General features: G+C 50.5%; 16 protein-coding genes. 15 read left to right on the forward strand and 1 reads right to left on the reverse strand.

Translation table 11 applies throughout. From position 1 onward, the window contains the following. Nucleotides 1-3: 3 nt before the first annotated feature. The 12 genes from pheA (at nucleotide 4) to P1U47_RS11315 (ending at nucleotide 12,543) form a co-directional block, all read left to right on the forward strand. Nucleotides 4-1,149 carry a prephenate dehydratase gene (gene pheA / locus P1U47_RS11260; protein WP_301029004.1) on the forward strand — a complete coding sequence of 382 codons (1,146 nt, stop codon included), beginning with the start codon at nucleotides 4-6 and terminating at the stop codon, nucleotides 1,147-1,149. Nucleotides 1,150-1,192: 43 nt separating this feature from the next. Beyond that, entirely contained in the window at nucleotides 1,193-2,296 is a 1,104-nt protein-coding gene (gene hisC / locus P1U47_RS11265; protein WP_301029005.1) for a histidinol-phosphate transaminase, read from the forward strand. Continuing rightward, on the forward strand, nucleotides 2,289-3,197 hold the full coding sequence (locus P1U47_RS11270; RefSeq protein ID WP_301029007.1) for a prephenate dehydrogenase/arogenate dehydrogenase family protein: 909 nt from the start codon (nucleotides 2,289-2,291) through the stop codon (nucleotides 3,195-3,197). The genes hisC and P1U47_RS11270 overlap by 8 nt, the downstream gene beginning before the upstream one ends. Nucleotides 3,198-3,222: 25 nt before the next feature. After that, nucleotides 3,223-4,539, forward strand: coding sequence for a 3-phosphoshikimate 1-carboxyvinyltransferase (gene aroA, locus P1U47_RS11275; RefSeq protein WP_301029008.1), 1,317 nt, complete (start codon nucleotides 3,223-3,225; stop codon nucleotides 4,537-4,539). Next, nucleotides 4,536-5,228: a (d)CMP kinase gene (cmk, locus tag P1U47_RS11280; RefSeq protein WP_301029009.1), complete on the forward strand. Its 693-nt coding sequence runs from the start codon at nucleotides 4,536-4,538 to the stop codon at nucleotides 5,226-5,228. Before aroA ends, cmk begins: the two co-directional genes overlap by 4 nt. A gap of 134 nt (nucleotides 5,229-5,362) precedes the next feature. Then, nucleotides 5,363-7,045, forward strand: a complete 1,683-nt coding sequence (rpsA, locus tag P1U47_RS11285; RefSeq protein ID WP_301029011.1) for a 30S ribosomal protein S1 — start codon at nucleotides 5,363-5,365, stop codon at nucleotides 7,043-7,045. Nucleotides 7,046-7,151: 106 nt separating this feature from the next. Then, nucleotides 7,152-7,448 carry an integration host factor subunit beta gene (ihfB, locus tag P1U47_RS11290; protein WP_301029012.1) on the forward strand — a complete coding sequence of 99 codons (297 nt, stop codon included), beginning with the start codon at nucleotides 7,152-7,154 and terminating at the stop codon, nucleotides 7,446-7,448. A gap of 81 nt (nucleotides 7,449-7,529) precedes the next feature. Beyond that, nucleotides 7,530-7,826: a LapA family protein gene (locus P1U47_RS11295; RefSeq protein ID WP_301029013.1), complete on the forward strand. Its 297-nt coding sequence runs from the start codon at nucleotides 7,530-7,532 to the stop codon at nucleotides 7,824-7,826. A gap of 6 nt (nucleotides 7,827-7,832) precedes the next feature. Then, nucleotides 7,833-9,029: a lipopolysaccharide assembly protein LapB gene (locus tag P1U47_RS11300; RefSeq protein ID WP_301029015.1), complete on the forward strand. Its 1,197-nt coding sequence runs from the start codon at nucleotides 7,833-7,835 to the stop codon at nucleotides 9,027-9,029. A gap of 9 nt (nucleotides 9,030-9,038) precedes the next feature. Further along, the gene (gene pyrF / locus P1U47_RS11305; RefSeq protein WP_301029016.1) at nucleotides 9,039-9,749 is read left to right on the forward strand and encodes an orotidine-5'-phosphate decarboxylase; all 711 of its coding nucleotides are present in this window, start codon (nucleotides 9,039-9,041) and stop codon (nucleotides 9,747-9,749) included. 48 nt (nucleotides 9,750-9,797) lie between these two features. After that, nucleotides 9,798-10,763, forward strand: a complete 966-nt coding sequence (locus P1U47_RS11310; protein WP_301029017.1) for a DHH family phosphoesterase — start codon at nucleotides 9,798-9,800, stop codon at nucleotides 10,761-10,763. Nucleotides 10,764-10,767: 4 nt separating this feature from the next. Then, nucleotides 10,768-12,543 (forward strand): SLC13 family permease, encoded by a 1,776-nt coding sequence (locus P1U47_RS11315; protein ID WP_301029018.1) that lies wholly within the window; start codon nucleotides 10,768-10,770, stop codon nucleotides 12,541-12,543. 28 nt (nucleotides 12,544-12,571) lie between these two features. Here the strand turns inward: P1U47_RS11315 and P1U47_RS11320 are convergent, their stop codons facing one another. Continuing rightward, entirely contained in the window at nucleotides 12,572-12,928 is a 357-nt protein-coding gene (locus P1U47_RS11320; RefSeq protein WP_301029019.1) for a hypothetical protein, read from the reverse strand. A 356-nt stretch (nucleotides 12,929-13,284) separates the two neighbouring features. Between P1U47_RS11320 and P1U47_RS11325 the strand changes: the two genes are divergently transcribed. From P1U47_RS11325 to P1U47_RS11335, 3 genes are all read left to right on the forward strand, one after another. Further along, a complete protein-coding gene (locus P1U47_RS11325; protein ID WP_301029021.1) occupies nucleotides 13,285-14,595 on the forward strand; it encodes a tyrosine-type recombinase/integrase in 1,311 nt (436 codons plus the stop codon). A gap of 28 nt (nucleotides 14,596-14,623) precedes the next feature. Continuing rightward, nucleotides 14,624-14,923 (forward strand): hypothetical protein, encoded by a 300-nt coding sequence (locus P1U47_RS11330; protein ID WP_301029023.1) that lies wholly within the window; start codon nucleotides 14,624-14,626, stop codon nucleotides 14,921-14,923. Between the two features lie 61 nt (nucleotides 14,924-14,984). Continuing rightward, nucleotides 14,985-16,561, forward strand: a protein-coding gene (locus P1U47_RS11335; protein WP_301029024.1) for an IS3 family transposase whose coding sequence is annotated in 2 segments (ribosomal slippage) — nucleotides 14,985-15,480 and nucleotides 15,480-16,561 — 1,578 coding nt in all. Because the reading frame shifts where the segments join, the coding sequence is not laid out codon by codon here. Nucleotides 16,562-16,723 lie beyond the last annotated feature (162 nt).

Raw genomic sequence — 16,723 nt, forward strand, 5'->3', positions numbered from 1 at the left:
CTTATGAGTGACAGTAAAGCACCGCCAGTGGATCTCAATACGCTGCGTCAGGATATCGATAGCATCGATACCCAGATTCACCAATTATTGAATAAGCGCGCACACTGCGCCCAGCAAGTGGCTGAGGTTAAGTTGGCTGAATTTGCCGCGGCCCAGCAGTTTGAAGCTAGTGGCGACAGCAATAGCTCCCAGCAATTATTGTTTTATCGCCCCGAGCGTGAGGCCCAAGTGCTGGAGCGAGTGAAGGCGGCGAATAAAGGCCCGCTGGCTGACGACACTGTGGCGTTTATCTTTCGTGAAATTATGTCGGCATGCTTGGCTTTGGAAAAGCCGATGGAAGTGGCTTATCTCGGCCCTGGTGGCACCTTTACCCAAGCGGCGGCTTTGAAACACTTTGGGCACGCGGTGATCAGTCTGCCCCAGGCGTCTATTGATGGCGTGTTTGCCAAGGTGGAATCTGGGCAGTGTCACTACGGTGTGGTGCCGGTAGAAAATTCTACCGAGGGCATGGTTTCTCATACCTTAGACGCCTTTATTAATTCGTCTTTGAAAATTTGCGGTGAAGTCGAGCTGCGTATTCGCTTGCATCTTTTGGTCAGCGCTAAAACTGCAGGTAAAGAAATCAAACGGATCTGCGCTCATCAGCAAGCCTTGGCGCAAAGTCGGCGCTGGTTAGATGCGAATTTTCCAGGTGTTGAACGCTCTGCAGTGAGTAGCAATGGCGAAGCTGCGCGAATGGCGGCAGAGGAAGAGGGCGTTGCGGCGATTGCTGGCGATTTGGCCGAAACCCAATACGGTCTGCAGCGTTTGGCGGGTAATATCGAAGATCAGCCCGACAATACCACCCGCTTTCTGATTATTGGTCGCGAGAATGTTTCGCCAAGCGGCCGTGATAAAACCTCCTTGGTGGTTTCTGCTCGCAATCGTCCGGGCGCTTTGTTTAAATTGCTTGAGCCATTCCAAAAAGCCGATGTGATGCTGACCCGTATTGATACGCGGCCCTCGCGCAGCGAAACTTGGACCTATGTGTTCTTTATCGAATTTGAAGGGCATCGCGAAGACCCCAAAATTATCGATATTCTCAATACCATTGAGCAGCATTCCATTATGTTTAAAGTCTTGGGTTCTTACCCCAAGGCGGCGCTGTAGTTATGTGTTTGCCCCTAGCCCTACTGCGGAAGGTAACTGAATAGTGAGTTGTGATGTATTTGCGCTGGCCAATGCCGGTGTGCGTGGTTTACAGCCTTACCAGCCAGGCAAACCGATTGAAGAGTTGCAGCGCGAGCTGGGCTTAAGTGATGTGGTCAAACTGGCCAGTAATGAAAATCCGCTAGGCCCGTCGCCGCTGGCTTTGGTTGCGGCAGAGCGCGCGTTAAAGCAGTTGCATTTATACCCAGATGCCAGTGGTTTTGAGCTTAAGAAAAAATTAGCAGCAAAGCTGGGTGTAACCGAGCTGCAGTTTACCCTCGGTAATGGCTCTAATGATGTGCTTGATCTTATCGCCCGAGCCTTTCTTGGGCCAGACTGCTCAGCCGTGTTTTCCCAGCACGCTTTTATTGTGTACCCCATTGCCGTGCAAGCGGTGGGCGCGCGTGCGATTGTAACGCCTGCGAAAAACTGGGGTCATGACCTTGATGCGATGGCGGCGGCGATCGAAGTAGATACCCGCGTGGTGTTTATTGCTAATCCAAATAACCCCACGGGCAATTATTTAAATCAGAATGAATTGACCGCGTTTCTCGCTAAAGTACCAGATCACGTTATGGTGGTTTTGGATGAAGCGTATATTGAATTTGCAGGCGCTGATGACTTTCCTGATGGCCTCGATTTTTTAAAGACCTACCCCAATATGATTGTTACTCGCACTTTTTCTAAGGCCTATGGCCTAGCCGGTTTGCGTATTGGCTATGGTATAAGCACCCCTGAAACCGCCGACTTACTAAACCGTGTGCGTGCGCCTTTTAATGTCAGTGTTCCCGCCTTAGCGGCAGCCGTGGCGGTGCTGGACGACGTTGATTATTTGCAGCGTAGCCAGCAGGTCAATCGCGACGGCATGCAACAGATATGTCGTGGCTTAGAGGCGCTAGGTTTAGCCTATATTCCATCGTTGGGTAATTTTGTAGCTTTTGAATTGAGCAGTGATGCCATGCCGATTTACCAAGCGCTGTTGCGTGAAGGCGTGATTGTGCGGCCTATCGGTGTATATCAAATGCCTAGACATTTGCGGGTGTCGATTGGTCTTGAACACGAGAATCAGCGCTTTCTTGCTGCGTTGAAAAAGGTGTTGAGTGTCTGAGTTTTATATTAATAAACTCGCTATTATCGGTCTAGGGCTGATGGGCGGCTCGTTGGCGCTGGCGCTAAAAGCGCAGGGCGCGGTGGGTGAAGTAGTCGCGACGGGACGCCGTGCCGCCTCCTTAGAAAAAGGTTTGGCGCTGGGGGTTATCGACGCTTGGACCCTCGATATGAAAGAGGCCGTCGCCAATGCCGATGTGGTGGTTATTGCCACGCCGACCCTAATTGCCGAAAACGTACTGGCTGAGTTGGCGCCGCTAATAACCCCCGCTATGATCGTGACCGATGTTGCCAGTGTGAAGGGCAATATGCAGCGCGCCGCCGAGCGGGTGTTTGGTGAGGTGCCGGCTAACTTTGTGATGGGTCATCCTATAGCTGGCTCTGAGCAGAGCGGCGTCGAAGCTGCTACCGTTGATTTGTTTTTAGACCACCGCGTGATCCTAACGCCACTGCCAACAACCTCTGAGCGTAGCACGGTATTGATTCAAGCCATGTGGGAAGTCTGTGGCGCAGAAGTGGTGTGCATGGATGTAGCGGAGCACGATTCGGTGCTGGCGGCGACCAGTCACTTGCCGCATGTGCTTGCGTATACCCTAGTTGATGCCCTTGCTCAGAATGGTTCTGCCGCGGATATTTTTCGGTTTGCCGCCGGTGGCTTTCGTGATTTCACCCGTATTGCTTCCAGTGACCCAACCATGTGGCACGATATTGCCCTTGCCAATCAAGACGCGATATTACAGGGCATAGATGATTTTAGTGCCCATTTAGACAAAGTCCGCGCGGCAATTGCCAGCGGCGATGGCGAAACCCTTTATGCCACCTTTGATCGTGCCAAACGCGCTCGCGACGAACACTTTCTAGGGCAGTACCTCTGTCGGCAAAAGAAATCGCCCTCATCTTAATTAGCTTATTAAAGAGACTCTAATCGTGGAATTCCTATTGCAGCCCGGTGGTCAGATGCGCGGTACAGCCCGTGTTCCCGGCGATAAATCTATTTCCCACCGTTCAATTATGCTTGGCGCTATCGCTGATGGCACCACCACGGTTGATGGTTTTCTTGAAGGCGAAGATGCGCTGTCGACGCTCAAGGCGTTTCAGGCAATGGGCGTGCAAATCGACGGCCCTGAAAATGGTCGAGTAGTGATTCACGGTGTTGGTCGCGACGGTTTAAAAGCGCCTGCTGGCGATTTATATGTTGGTAACTCTGGCACCTCAATGCGCCTGCTGGCGGGTTTGCTTGCTGGGCAAAATTTTGATGTGACCATGACTGGCGATGTGTCGCTGAGCAAGCGGCCAATGGAACGGGTAGCCGCGCCGCTGCGTTTGATGGGTGCCGTTGTTGAAACCGGTGAGGGTGGGCGTCCGCCTTTAACCTTGCGCGGCGGCAGTAAATTGCAGGGTATTGATTATGTGCTGCCCATGGCCAGTGCTCAGGTGAAATCCTGTGTGCTGCTGGCCGGCTTGTACGCTGAAGGCCAAACCCGTACCACTGAGCCGGCGCCAACGCGAGATCACAGCGAGCGTATGTTGCGGGGCTTTGGTTACGATGTTCAGGTCGCAGGGCCAGTCGCCAGCTTGCAGGGCGGCGGTCGTCTGTCGGCGGTACATATAGATGTGCCTGCGGATATTTCATCTGCGGCGTTCTTTATGGTGGCGGCGAGTATTTGTCCTGATGCCGATTTAACCCTTGAGCACGTTGGTGTTAACCCAACCCGCGTTGGCGTGATCAATATTCTTCGCGCTATGGGCGGCGATATCACCGTTTTTAACGAGCGCGAAGTCGGCGGCGAGCCGGTGGCTGATATTCGTATTCGCCATGCCAAGCTTAAGGGTATTAATATTCCTGAAGATCAGGTGCCTTTAGCAATTGATGAATTTCCCGTGCTGTTTGTGGCAGCCGCTTGTGCGGAAGGCCGCACGGTATTGACCGGCGCCGAAGAGTTGCGGGTTAAAGAGAGCGACCGTATTCAAGTCATGGCCGATGGTCTGCAGGCGATGGGTATTTCGGCAGTACCGACTGAAGACGGTATTGTGATTGAGGGCGGTCAAATTAGCGGCGCGACCGTGAATAGTCATCACGATCACCGAATCGCCATGTCGTTTGCGGTGGCCTCGCTGCGCGCAACTGACATAATCCGGATACAGGACTGTGATAATGTCGCGACCTCCTTTCCTAATTTCGTTGAATTGGCTGCTGGCTTAGGCATGCAAATTCAACAGCTGGACGCTGAGAGTGCCTCATGAGTGATTTAGTGGTTCCTGTTATCGCCATCGACGGCCCCAGCGGCTCAGGTAAAGGTACCTTGTGCCAGACCTTGGCGCGCCATTTTGGCTGGCACTTATTAGACAGCGGCGCCTTGTACCGTTTGACGGGTATGGCTGCCGATCGCCACGGCGTAGCGCTGGACGATGAGCTGGCCGTGGCAGAGTTGGCGAAAAATTTAGATGTGCAATTTGTTCCTGGTGAATCAGGCGAGCCTACCTCAGTTTTGCTGGAAGGCGACGACGTGAGCGGCGAGCTGCGCACCGAAAAAACCGGTTTATTAGCTTCGAAAGTGGCGGTTTTGGGCGCGGTGCGCAGCGCTTTATTGCAGCGTCAGCGGGATTTTGCGCAGGCACCGGGCTTGGTGGCCGACGGTCGCGACATGGGTACCGTGGTGTTTACCGACGCGCCCCTCAAGATATTTTTAACCGCCAGCGCCGAGGAACGCGCGCAGCGGCGCTACAAGCAGTTGAAATCAAAGGGCGATGATGTTAATCTCGCGACCCTTTTAGGGGAGATTCAGGCTCGAGATAAGCGAGATTCTGAGCGCGAACTGGCTCCCTTAAAGCCCGCAGCTGACGCGATACAGCTTGATAGCAGCGGTTTAGGTATAGATGAAGTGTTCGAACGGGTGTTGGCAGAAGCCAAGATTCGTCTGCTTGGCTTGTAAAAGTCGGCTAAAAACCGTCGCAAACAGCGCAAATACCAGCTGGCGTTGTTTTGGGGCAATATGAATTGACCCGTGTAAGCTGGATACACGGCGATACGGTGGCGTTGCCACTATTAATACTCAGGTAATGACTAATGAGCGAGAGCTTTGCTGATCTATTTGAAGAAAGTTTAAAAACCATTGATATGAAACCCGGTTCAATCGTGACCGGCGTTGTTATTGATATCGACAGTGATTGGGTTACCGTTCACGCTGGACTGAAATCTGAGGGTGTTATTCCTCGCGAGCAGTTCCTAAGCGAAAGCGGCGAGTTCAATCTGGCGATTGGTGATGAAGTTCAGGTTGCTCTGGAGTCTGTAGAAGACGGCTTTGGTGAAACTAAACTATCACGTGAAAAAGCCAAGCGCGCTGAAGCATGGACTACTCTTGAAGCAGCCTATGAAGCTGAAGAAACCGTTATCGGTATCATCAATGGCAAGGTTAAAGGTGGTTTTACTGTCGACATCAACAGCATCCGCGCCTTCCTGCCCGGTTCACTGGTTGACGTTCGTCCGGTTCGCGATACTGCGCACCTCGAAGGCAAAGAACTCGAATTCAAAGTCATTAAACTGGACCAGAAGCGCAACAACGTTGTTGTTTCTCGTCGCGCCGTTCTTGAGAGCGTAAACAGCGAAGAGCGCGAAGCGCTGCTCGAATCTCTGCAAGAAGGTATGGTTGTTAAAGGCATCGTTAAGAACTTGACCGACTACGGCGCATTCGTAGATTTGGGCGGTATTGACGGCCTGTTGCACATCACCGATATGGCTTGGAAGCGTATTAAGCACCCAAGCGAGATCGTGAATGTTGGCGACGAAATTGACGTTCGTATTCTTAAGTTCGACCGTGAGCGCAACCGCGTTTCATTGGGTCTGAAGCAGCTTGGCGAAGATCCATGGGTGGCTATCAAAGGCCGTTACCCAGAGAATTCACGCGTTAAAGCCAAGGTTACTAATCTGACTGACTACGGCTGCTTCGCTGAAATCGAAGAAGGCGTTGAAGGTTTGGTTCACGTTTCAGAAATGGATTGGACCAACAAAAACATTCACCCTTCTAAAGTGGTTAATGTTGGCGACGAAGTAGAAGTGATGATCTTGGATATCGACGAAGAGCGTCGTCGTATTTCTCTTGGTATCAAACAGTGCCAGCAGAACCCATGGGATGCTTTCGGTGGCCAGTTCACTAAAGGCGACAAGATCAAGGGCGCTATCAAGTCGATCACTGACTTCGGTATCTTCATCGGTCTAGACGGCAACATCGACGGTCTGGTTCACTTGTCAGACATTTCTTGGAACGAAACTGGCGAAGAAGCCGTGCGTAAGTTCAAGAAAGGCGACGAGATCGAGACGGTAATTCTGTCTATCGATCCAGAGCGCGAGCGTATTTCTTTGGGCATTAAGCAGCTTGAAGACGACCCGTTCTCTAACTATGTTGCTGAAAATGACAAAGGCGCCATTGTAAATGGTGTTGTTAAAGAAGTAGACGCTAAAGCCGCTATCATCGTGTTGAGCGAAGAAGTGGAAGGCGTACTGAAAGCTTCAGAAATCAGCCGTGATAAAGTTGAAGACGCGCGTAACGTTCTGAAAGTAGGCGAGACCGTAGAAGTTAAAATTATCAGTGTTGACCGCAAGAACCGCGCAATGACCTTGTCTATTAAAGCCAAGGATGTTGACGACGAGAAAGAAGCCGTTAAGTCACTGCGTGAGAAAGAACCCGAAACGGCTGCAGCACCTGCAACCATCGGTGACTTGATCAAAGCGCAGATGGAAAACAAAGACTAAGGTCTGGTTAACGCACACTTATCTTGATAAGTGTGCGTAACTATCTGGCTTATATGCAAAAAAATGCTAAGCTAGGCTTGAATGTTGGTAGCAACGGGAACAAGCAATGACCAAATCCGAGTTAATAGAGCTGATCGCAGAGCACCAGCCCCAGCTGTCTCACAAGGACATTGAGCTGGCGGTGAAGACCATGATTGAGCATATGTCTCAGGTATTGGCGACGGGCGATCGCATTGAAATACGCGGTTTTGGCAGCTTTTCACTGCATTATCGGGAGCCCCGCATGGGGAGAAATCCTAAAACTGGTGATACGGTGGAGCTTCCTGGTAAATATGTTCCTCATTTCAAACCTGGTAAAGAATTGCGCGAACGGGTGAATCTGAGTATTCAATCAGGCTCTTAGGGGCGGTATCTGCTAGCGTTATTTTTTAAGAAACGGTATGGTCTTTGGCTATATCGTTTTTTTTTGTGTGGATAAAACTTAATGCGTCTAATCAGTTCAATATTGGTACTTGTGTTATTGCTCGTGGTACTGGGCTTGGGCCTACTCTTTACCTTAGAAAACGATGTGCTTGTGCCGCTTAATATTTTGATCGCGGAGCTGCCGGCGCAGCGCTTGTCTACTTGGATTATTCTCGCTTTTTTCTGTGGCGGTGTATGCGGGCTATTGGCTGCGTCGCTTGCCATACTGCGTTTACAAGCATCCCGTTTAAGTCTACGTCGCCAGTTGGCTGCCAAGCCGAGCAAGGCGGTAATGGAGAGTCGTGGTTCAGGTGTTTGAGTTTAAATGAACAACGCCTTTCTGCAATTTGTGTTTTTTTTAGTCGCGGTGTGTGCAGGCTGGCTAGCCGGCTATTGCTTTCGTCCGCGTGCAGACAACAAAGACGCAGACACCAGTAGCTCTTATTATAAAGGCCTTAATTACTTGCTCAGCGAGCAGCCTGATGCCGCTGTGATGACGGTGATTAATGATCTGCCTGTCAATTTAGAAACCTTGCCCACCCATTTGGCGCTAGGTAATTTAATGCGCAGCAAAGGTGAGGTTGATGGTGCGATTCGTATCCACCAAAATTTGCTGTCGCGGCCAAGTTTACCGCGAGATAAGCTTCATCAAGTTCACTTAGAATTGGCGCGAGATTATATCTCCGCTGGTGTATTGGACCGCGCTGAGCGCTTATTAAAAGATGTGGTTGAGGAATCCGACGCATACCGCGCGGAGGCCTTGGAACATCTGCAGCACATCTATCAAACCGAGCGTGAGTGGGATCAAGCCATTGCGGTGGCGCTACGCCGATTGCCACCCCGTAGTTGGCTGAAAAAGGCCCCTGTGGCAGGCCCTCGAGATCGCCGCGTAGAGTGCGCGCTAAGTCATTTTTATTGTGAAAAGGCGCAGCAATTATTGGCAGAGCATCGTTTCAAAGACGCCAATATTGCGCTGCAAAGCGCTCGCCAGTTTGACCGCGATAATGTGCGTGCCTATATGCTGTCTGCCACTATTGCCTTAAAGCAGCAAAAGCCGCAACTGGCGCTAGATTTATTGCATACCGTGGTTGATCGCCAAGCCGCATTCAGCTCAGAAGTACTGCCGCTGTTTAGAGAGGCCTTTAATAATTTTGGCGGACGCGAGGCCTATTTAGATGCGCTATTGCGTATTGCGAAAGCCACTGAAAGTTCCGCTTTTATTATTGAAGCAGCAGAGTTGATGGAGTCGAAGGGCGACGCTGCTTCAGCACTGCAATACCTGCTGGCGGCAACGCGACAGCGGCCTACCTTGGGTTTGGTAAATAAGGTTATTGCCCAGTCCGATGTGGAAAAAGGCCCAGCCTTGGCGTTAATGCACGACATTGTGTTGAAATTGCGCGCTGAACGGCCAGTGTATCGCTGTTGGCAATGCGGATTTTCGGGGCGAAAATTACACTGGCTGTGTCCCAGCTGTGAGCAGTGGGGTACCATAACGCCCATTCGAGGAACCCAGGGTGATTAAGAAAATACGATGACGCCAACTACACCACTTTCCCCCCTTATTATTGCTTTAGATTTTGCGGTGCGCGCCGAGCTAGATGCCCTAGTCGATCAATTGGATCCTAGTCAGTGCCGGCTCAAGGTGGGTAAAGAACTTTTTACCCTATATGGCCCAGAGATTGTGAAAAGCCTCCATCAGCGCGGCTTTGAGGTTTTTCTCGATTTAAAATTTCACGATATTCCCAATACCACCGCCGCTGCCGTGGCTGCCGCCGCTGAACTTGGGGTGTGGATGGTGAATGTGCATGCCAGCGGTGGCGCTAAAATGATGTCTGCCGCTAAAAATGCCTTGTTGCCCTATGGCAAAGATGCGCCACTTTTAATCGCCGTTACGGTTTTAACCTCAATGCACAGCGACGATTTAGCCGCCATTGGTGTGGCCGGTGATGCGCAGCGCCAAGTGGCGCGGCTCGCGGCGTTGACCGCTGATTGTGGTTTAGACGGCGTGGTGTGCTCTGCGCAGGAAACCCCAATACTGCGGGCTCAGAGTTCAGATGACTTTTTGCTGGTCACGCCAGGTATACGCCCTGCGGGTAGCGATCTTGGTGATCAGCAGCGGGTAGCTACACCACTAGAGGCCATGACTATGGGGAGTAACTATTTGGTAATTGGTCGCCCCGTTACACGAAGCGCAGATCCTGTGGCGGCCCTAAAAATTATTAATCAATCATTGGGCTATTGAGCGACATAAGCTCGGGTAAGTAGCCGTTTTAACGATAAGGAAATTAATGTGAATTATATTGATGTGTTTAATGGCGATGCCGATGGTCTGTGTTCGTTGGTGCAATTGCGCAATGCTAAGCCTGTAGCGAGTCGTCTGGTTACCGGCGTAAAGCGCGATATTAATTTATTAAATCAAGTGACCGCAGCTGAGGGCGATCAGCTCACTGTGCTGGATGTGTCTCTGGATAAAAACCGTGTTGGTTTGGAAGTCGCGTTAGCGGCTGGCGCCGAGGTAACGTATGTCGATCATCATTTTGCTGGCGACATTCCCCAGCACCCTAATTTAACTGCACATATTAATACCGCGTCGGATGTCTGCACCAGTTTGCTAGTAAACGGTATTTTAAAAGGCCAGTTTGCGGAGTGGGCGGTGGTTGGTGCCTTTGGTGATAATTTGCGCAATAGCGCGCTAGCTGTGGCCAAACCCCTTAATCTCAGTGCAACAGAATTAGAAAAGCTTGAGAGCTTGGGGATCTACCTTAATTACAACGGCTATGGCGCCAGTATCGAAGATCTGCACTTTGATCCCGAGGCGCTTTACCGAAGTATTGCTCCCTTCGCCAGTCCGCGTGCTTTTATGGCAGAAGCGAAAGACACTTTTTCGCAGCTTGAAGAAGGCTATAAGAATGATATGCGCGCGGCCAGTGAGCTGCCAGCCGCCCACAGCGACAACGCTACAGCAGTATTTATTCTGCCAGACGAGCGCTGGGCGCGGCGGGTGAGTGGCGTGTATAGCAACGACCTAGCAAACGATAGTCCAGGTCGTGCACACGCGGTGCTCACTGAGAAGCAAGATGGCAATTACTTGGTCAGTATCCGCGCGCCCTTAAATAACAAGCGTGGCGCTGATGAATTTTGCCGCCAGTTTGCCACTGGTGGTGGCCGAGCGGCTGCTGCGGGCATTAACGACTTGCCAATGACCAGCCTCGCTAATTTTATTGACCGCTTCCAGCAATTCTACGGAAACATGTAATTTAATGATGTTTACCGTTGATGCGTGGATTGCCCTAGCTGTTATTGCTGGCTGCTTATTGGCTTTGATTTTTAGCCGTAGACCGCCGGATATGATTTTGTGCGGCGGCGTAGTTGTTTTGTTGCTGTTAGGCGTATTGTCGCCCAAAGAGGCGCTAGCCGGCATGTCTAACGAGGGCATGGTTACCGTTGGCGTGCTGTTTATTGTCGCTCAAGCGCTGTCTGAAACTGGTGTGGTGAGCTGGATTTCTCACAGCATGTTGGGTAGGCCAAAATCGGCGCGGGTTGCACAGTTTCGTTTGATGGCACCAGTGGCGACCTTTAGTAGCATTCTCAATAATACGCCTGTTGTGGCGATGATGATTCCCGCCGTGCGGGACTGGGCTAAGCGCAATAATTTGCCGGTTTCTCAATTGATGATACCGCTGAGTTATGCGGCTATTGTGGGTGGTACCTGTACCTTAATTGGCACGAGCACTAATTTGGTGGTCAATGGAATGCTGCTGCATGCTGCGCCCGAGCAAGCGCTGGGCATGTTTGATTTGGCTTGGGTAGGTCTGCCTTGTGTGGTCTTGGTCATTGGCTTTACGATTTTAAGCAGTCGGCGTCTGCTCCCATCTAATCGAGGCAAGGCGGAGCGCTTTGGCGATACTCGGCAGTATATTGTTGAGATGATGGTGGAAGATACTAGCCCAATGATCGGCCAGTCGATTGAAGAGGCGGGCTTGCGGCAGTTGCCCGCTATGTTCCTTATTGAGATTGTGCGCGACGAGCGTTTAATGACAGTCGTCTCTCCTAAAGAAATACTGATGGCGGGCGACCGCTTAATTTTTGCTGGAGACGTGCGCTCAGTAGTCGACTTAAAAAACTTTCACGGTCTGCGTTTAGCCGAGGATCAAGCATTTAAATTAGGTTCGAATAATTTGTCGCGCTGCTTGGCCGAGGTGGTGATATCGCCGAACTTTCCAAGTTTGGGGCGTATGGTTCGCGACATGAAATTCCGGAACAATTACGGCGCCGCGATTATCGCAATCTCTCGCAATGGTGAGCAATTAAAAGGTCGAATAGGTGATGTTGAATTAGAGCCAGGCGATACTCTGTTGCTTGAGGCTTATGAGGATTTTGTTCCGAACCAGCGTTATTCGCGGGACTTTCTGCTGGTGAGTGAAATTGAAAATTCGCGACCTGTGCGTCATGAGCACCGTTTTCGCGCCGGTATTATTATGGTTGCCATGGTTGTTGTGGTAGCAGCGGGCTGGTTGTCGATGCTTAAGGCGGCTTTTCTCGCCGCTGGTTTGATGATCGCTACGCGTTGTATTCGTGCGGCCGACGCACAGCGCTGTGTTGATTGGCAGATATTATTGGTCATTGCTGCTTCCATTGCCTTGGGTAGCTCCCTAGAGTCGACAGGTGCTGCGTCGGTGATTGCTGGTCAAATCGTTGGCTTGGCGGCGGGCTCGCCGATGGCGACCTTGGTTGCAATCTTCGTGGTGACAACCTTGTTCTCGGCAGTAATTTCAAATTTGGCGGCGGCGGTGATTGTTTTCCCAATTGCATTGGCGGCAAGTCAGCAGCTTGATGTGAGTTTATTGCCCTTTGCGGTCACTTTGATGATGGCGGCGTCAGCGAGCTTTGCGACCCCCATTGGCTATCAAACCAATCTTATGGTCTACGGCCCTGGTGATTATCGCTTTAGTGATTTTTTTAAAATCGGTATCCCGCTGACGATATTGGTCGGGGTGGCGACTATTCTGATTGTGCCCTTGGTATGGCCGTTCTAGTGCGGCTGGGCCAAATATTTAAGGCGATTTAGTCGCAGCGCTGCTCGGCAAGTTGTTGCACTTGATTACGTTTGCGCAGCAGGGCCTGGTCGGCAATGACCACGGTTGTGTGTTGCGCTGCAAAGCCGTTCTCAGCTAAAAACTGACAAACTCCCTTGGCATAACTCTTGGTGCTGGTTTTCTCTTTGTTAACGGCGATAAGCAAGGTGTTGTGGCGAATCCACATTGCGTCAACGGGCGTTTTGCTCGCCGCACTTTCAATGGCGCGCTCTATTTTCTTGTGAGCGTTGCTAAAGTCTTTTGATTGGGCGTGCAGGGCGCCGCTGCAGAGTAATGCGCAGCAGCTGAGGAAAAGGGTGAATGGTTGTGCTTTTACAGCGAGCATCAATAAAAGTCTCGTAATTAATTAGAGAAAATCAATTTTCACAGGGAGTATAGCGCAGTCTTTGTGAGGTGCGGTTTGGCTGGCGAGACAAGTTAAGGAATTTCGCGCAATAAAAAAGGGCTTATGTTTGCACATAAGCCCTTTTAAATTTGGCTCCGCCTGCTGGGCTCGAACCAGCGACCCAATGATTAACAGTCATTTTAAATAGACATATCCAGATATAACTAAATATATCGCAATACGCTATATTTATAAAATATATAATAAAAACAACAATTTATACATATCAGAGTGTAACTAGATAACGCTAAGTATTTCGTGTAAAGTTACACGGACGGTTACACGAAGCAGGCCAAATGACTAAAAAAAATGTGTTCTCAAGTGATGCGGGGTTGCGCCGAATCAAGGCTCCAAGCGATGGGCGCGTGGTTTATCGTGATACCAATATGCCGGGGCTTACTGTGAATGTGAGCTTTTCGGGCGTTATGGTCTGGTATGGCATTGTAAAAAATCATCAAGGTAAGACCGAGCGCCAAAAGCTCGGGAACTATTTGGCAGGATCCGAAGATGGTGTTTCATTGGAGCGCGCTCGCTTAATTGTAGAGTCCGCGCGCCATCGGGCGCGGGCGGGATTCCCCCCGTGGGAAGAGTTTAGGGGGGATGGCGACAACACATTTATGGCTGTTCGCGAGCGATTCCTCAAGCAGTACGTTCGCCGTAATTTAAAGCCAAACACGCAAAAGGCTTATCAACTGGCGCTGGAGTCTGCTGATCTTGTTGGCTGGGAGTCGCGTAAAGTTACTGAGCTGGCACGTAAGGATGTGCTCGCCGTTTTGGATGGTATTGCTGATCGCGGTGCTTTAGTGCAGGCCAATAGGATGTTGGCCTATTTGAAGAAGTTTTTTAATTGGTGTGCTGAAAAGGATGTTATCAGGGATGGTCAGTCATTGCCTACTGATCGTGTGAAGCCGCCCCTTAAAAAGGAGAAACCACGTGACCGTGTGCTTACGGAAGATGAGATCCGTTTGGTTTGGGCGGCTGCTGGCGAGCTGAATTCCCCATTTGCTGATGTAATACGATTGATGCTTCTAACTGGTCAACGAAAGCAAGAGATAGCGGGAATGCGCTGGGCGGATTTAGATATAAGTGCTGGTTTGTGGACTCAACGTGAAAATAAGGCGAGTCGGGGGCATGTTGTACCATTAACAAAGCTCGCTAAAGACATCATAAATGCCGCTCCGCGGCTTCCTGTCAGAAATAGAACCCTAGTATTCACTACTACCGGCGATACTCCGCCTTCGGGCTTCAGTAAAGCGAAGCGCAACCTAGATAATCGCATTAAGGTAATTCTTGCTGAGCGAGACGACGGCGGGGAGGTGCTATTTCTCGAGAGTTGGCAATTCCACGATTTGAGACGAACTGTGACTACTTTTATGCGGCGGTTGTCAATACCGCAACATGTTTGTGCGCGAATATTGAGCCATGCCGAAAAAGGAGTTACAGGGCAGGTTTATGATCAATATGACATGCTGGCAGAGAAGACGTCAGCTTTAGAAGCTTGGGGGCGTTATTTGGAAAGTTTGGTTCTAGGAGTTCACCAGACTGAAAATGTTGTGCCTTTCAGGAAAGCAGAGGATGAAGGTGTGGCCACACCGTCATCCTCCTAAACACAAACCACCTGTTTGGAGGTGATCTATGGCTATTGCGAATAGTAACAAAAAATCATTGTTAAACCTTTCTGGAAATTATCAAGTTGGTTCTGACTCGAATTGGCCTGAATTACTCGATGATGCAAACTTGATTTTAGATAGTGTCGTATGTGCGCTCCGCTCAATTGCGGACGGGTCTGAAAATGAGATGCAAGCCGAAGCAATTCGCGGTATTAGTTATTTGGCGGAGTTTAGTAAGAATGTTGTCACGCAAGCCCATAGTATAGCTTTGGCAGACAGAGCTAAGCAGTTCAGCCCAAAATCAAATTTGAGTGTGGAGGTTTGATCATGAACCCCCTGTGTCAGGCTAGTTGTCGCCTCTAATTTTCAGTTAGAGGCAGTAATTTATGAAAGCAAGATTTACCCAATCGTTCAAAGCTCAAACAGTGAAGAAGGCCTTCAGTCGCAGTGGCGATACAACGTTAAAGGAGGTGGCTGATTCGCTGGGGGTTGGTCACTCCACACTTAACCGGTGGATGGTACAATCCCGAGTCCAAGAATTTGAATCCTTCACCGCTACCGAGAGCCCAAGCTTACGCCTTATGTCAAAAGAGAAAAGACCACAAGATTGGAGCTTGGAAGAAAAGCTTAAGCTGATTATTGCCTGCGGCCCTTTGGATGATGAAGCCGTTAATGCCCTATGTCGTGAACAGGGCATTTATCCCCACCACATCAAGCAATGGACTCAGGATTTTGTCGGTGGCGCCAAGGCCAAAGCGATTGCGCCGTCTGAAACCAAAAAGCTTAAGCATGAAAACACGGTCTTAAAGAAAGAGCTTAACCGTAAAGATAGGGCCTTGGCTGAAACCGCAGCCTTGTTAGTGCTCCAAAAAAAAGCCCAAGCGATTTGGGGAAGCAGCGAGGACGACTCACAGTGAGCGCGGTGCGAGACAGTATTGTGAGCTTGATTGATGAGGCACGCGCGACGGGCGCTAGGCAGACAGTGGCGTGTGAGGTTATTGGCATTAGCGCCAAGACCTATCAGCGCTGGGATCGGCGCGACAATGTCGGCGACAGCCGACAAGATACGCTGCACTCGCCTGCGAATAAGCTGTCGACACTGGAGCGACAGCGTATTATCAAACTGGTGAACGAGCCGGCGTATGCTGACTTGGCACCTAGCCAGATTGTCCCCACGCTGGCCGATGAAGGCCGCTATATCGGTTCTGAATCGACGTTATACCGTATCCTGAAGGATGAGAAGCAACTTCACCACCGCCAGAAATCCAAGCAGGCAAACGCCATTAAAAAGCCCAGAGCCCTAACGGCGACCGGCGCTAATCAAATTTACACTTGGGACATTACCTATCTGCCCACGCGGGTTCGAGGCGTGTTTTTATACCTGTATGTCGTTATGGACATTTACAGCCGAAAAATCGTTGGCTGGCAGGTGCATGACGAGGAGCGCAGCCTCTTGGCGGCGGAATTAATGACCGATATCTGTCAGCGAGAAGGCATCCAACGTCACCAAGTCACACTTCACTCTGACAATGGCAGTCCAATGAAAGGGGCGACAATGCTCGCAACATTGCAGCAGCTGGGGATCATACCGTCGTTCAGTCGGCCATCGGTGAGCAATGACAATCCGTATTCTGAATCCCTGTTTCGCACCTTGAAATATCGCCCCAGCTATCCTGAACACCCGTTTGCAGGCTTACACGCCGCGCGGGTTTGGGTACACGGCTTTGTCCAATGGTATAACAACGAGCATCGGCATAGCGCCATTAAGTTTGTTACGCCTGTCCAGCGCCATGCAGGAGAAGACGCCCAAATACTGGCTTACCGGAAACAGGTGTACGAACGAGCTCGGTCAGAGAATCCATTGCGTTGGAGTGGTCATATTAGAAACTGGGAACCGATAAAAGACGTTTATCTAAACCCAGAAAAGCCAGAGGCAGTCGGCGAAGAAAACAAGGCGGCATAAATCAATCTGAGGCGACAACTAGCTTGAAAAACGCCGCTCTATTGATGGTGCCAAGGCCTATTGCACGAAAGAATATTACAAAGAATGGTCACCCGAAAGTAACCGTTCGGCAAACCCACGTTGCCTACGGCTGCCAATTATGCGGCAGTAATTCGCTGATCT

Source organism: Zhongshania sp. (assembly GCF_029212375.1).
Classification (GTDB): Bacteria; Pseudomonadota; Gammaproteobacteria; order Pseudomonadales; family Spongiibacteraceae; genus Spongiibacter.

What these genes read in the sequence shown, in the direction of transcription:
- pheA (WP_301029004.1), top strand. Translation starts at nt 4, where the DNA reads ATGAGTGACAGTAAAGCACCGCCAGTGGATCTCAATACGCTGCGTCAG.
- cmk (WP_301029009.1), top strand. Translation starts at nt 4,536, where the DNA reads ATGAGTGATTTAGTGGTTCCTGTTATCGCCATCGACGGCCCCAGCGGC.
- rpsA (WP_301029011.1), top strand. Translation starts at nt 5,363, where the DNA reads ATGAGCGAGAGCTTTGCTGATCTATTTGAAGAAAGTTTAAAAACCATT.
- ihfB (WP_301029012.1), top strand. Translation starts at nt 7,152, where the DNA reads ATGACCAAATCCGAGTTAATAGAGCTGATCGCAGAGCACCAGCCCCAG.
- P1U47_RS11295 (WP_301029013.1), top strand. Translation starts at nt 7,530, where the DNA reads ATGCGTCTAATCAGTTCAATATTGGTACTTGTGTTATTGCTCGTGGTA.
- P1U47_RS11300 (WP_301029015.1), top strand. Translation starts at nt 7,833, where the DNA reads ATGAACAACGCCTTTCTGCAATTTGTGTTTTTTTTAGTCGCGGTGTGT.
- pyrF (WP_301029016.1), top strand. Translation starts at nt 9,039, where the DNA reads ATGACGCCAACTACACCACTTTCCCCCCTTATTATTGCTTTAGATTTT.
- P1U47_RS11315 (WP_301029018.1), top strand. Translation starts at nt 10,768, where the DNA reads ATGATGTTTACCGTTGATGCGTGGATTGCCCTAGCTGTTATTGCTGGC.
- P1U47_RS11320 (WP_301029019.1), bottom strand. Translation starts at nt 12,928, where the DNA reads ATGCTCGCTGTAAAAGCACAACCATTCACCCTTTTCCTCAGCTGCTGC.
- P1U47_RS11325 (WP_301029021.1), top strand. Translation starts at nt 13,285, where the DNA reads ATGACTAAAAAAAATGTGTTCTCAAGTGATGCGGGGTTGCGCCGAATC.
- P1U47_RS11330 (WP_301029023.1), top strand. Translation starts at nt 14,624, where the DNA reads ATGGCTATTGCGAATAGTAACAAAAAATCATTGTTAAACCTTTCTGGA.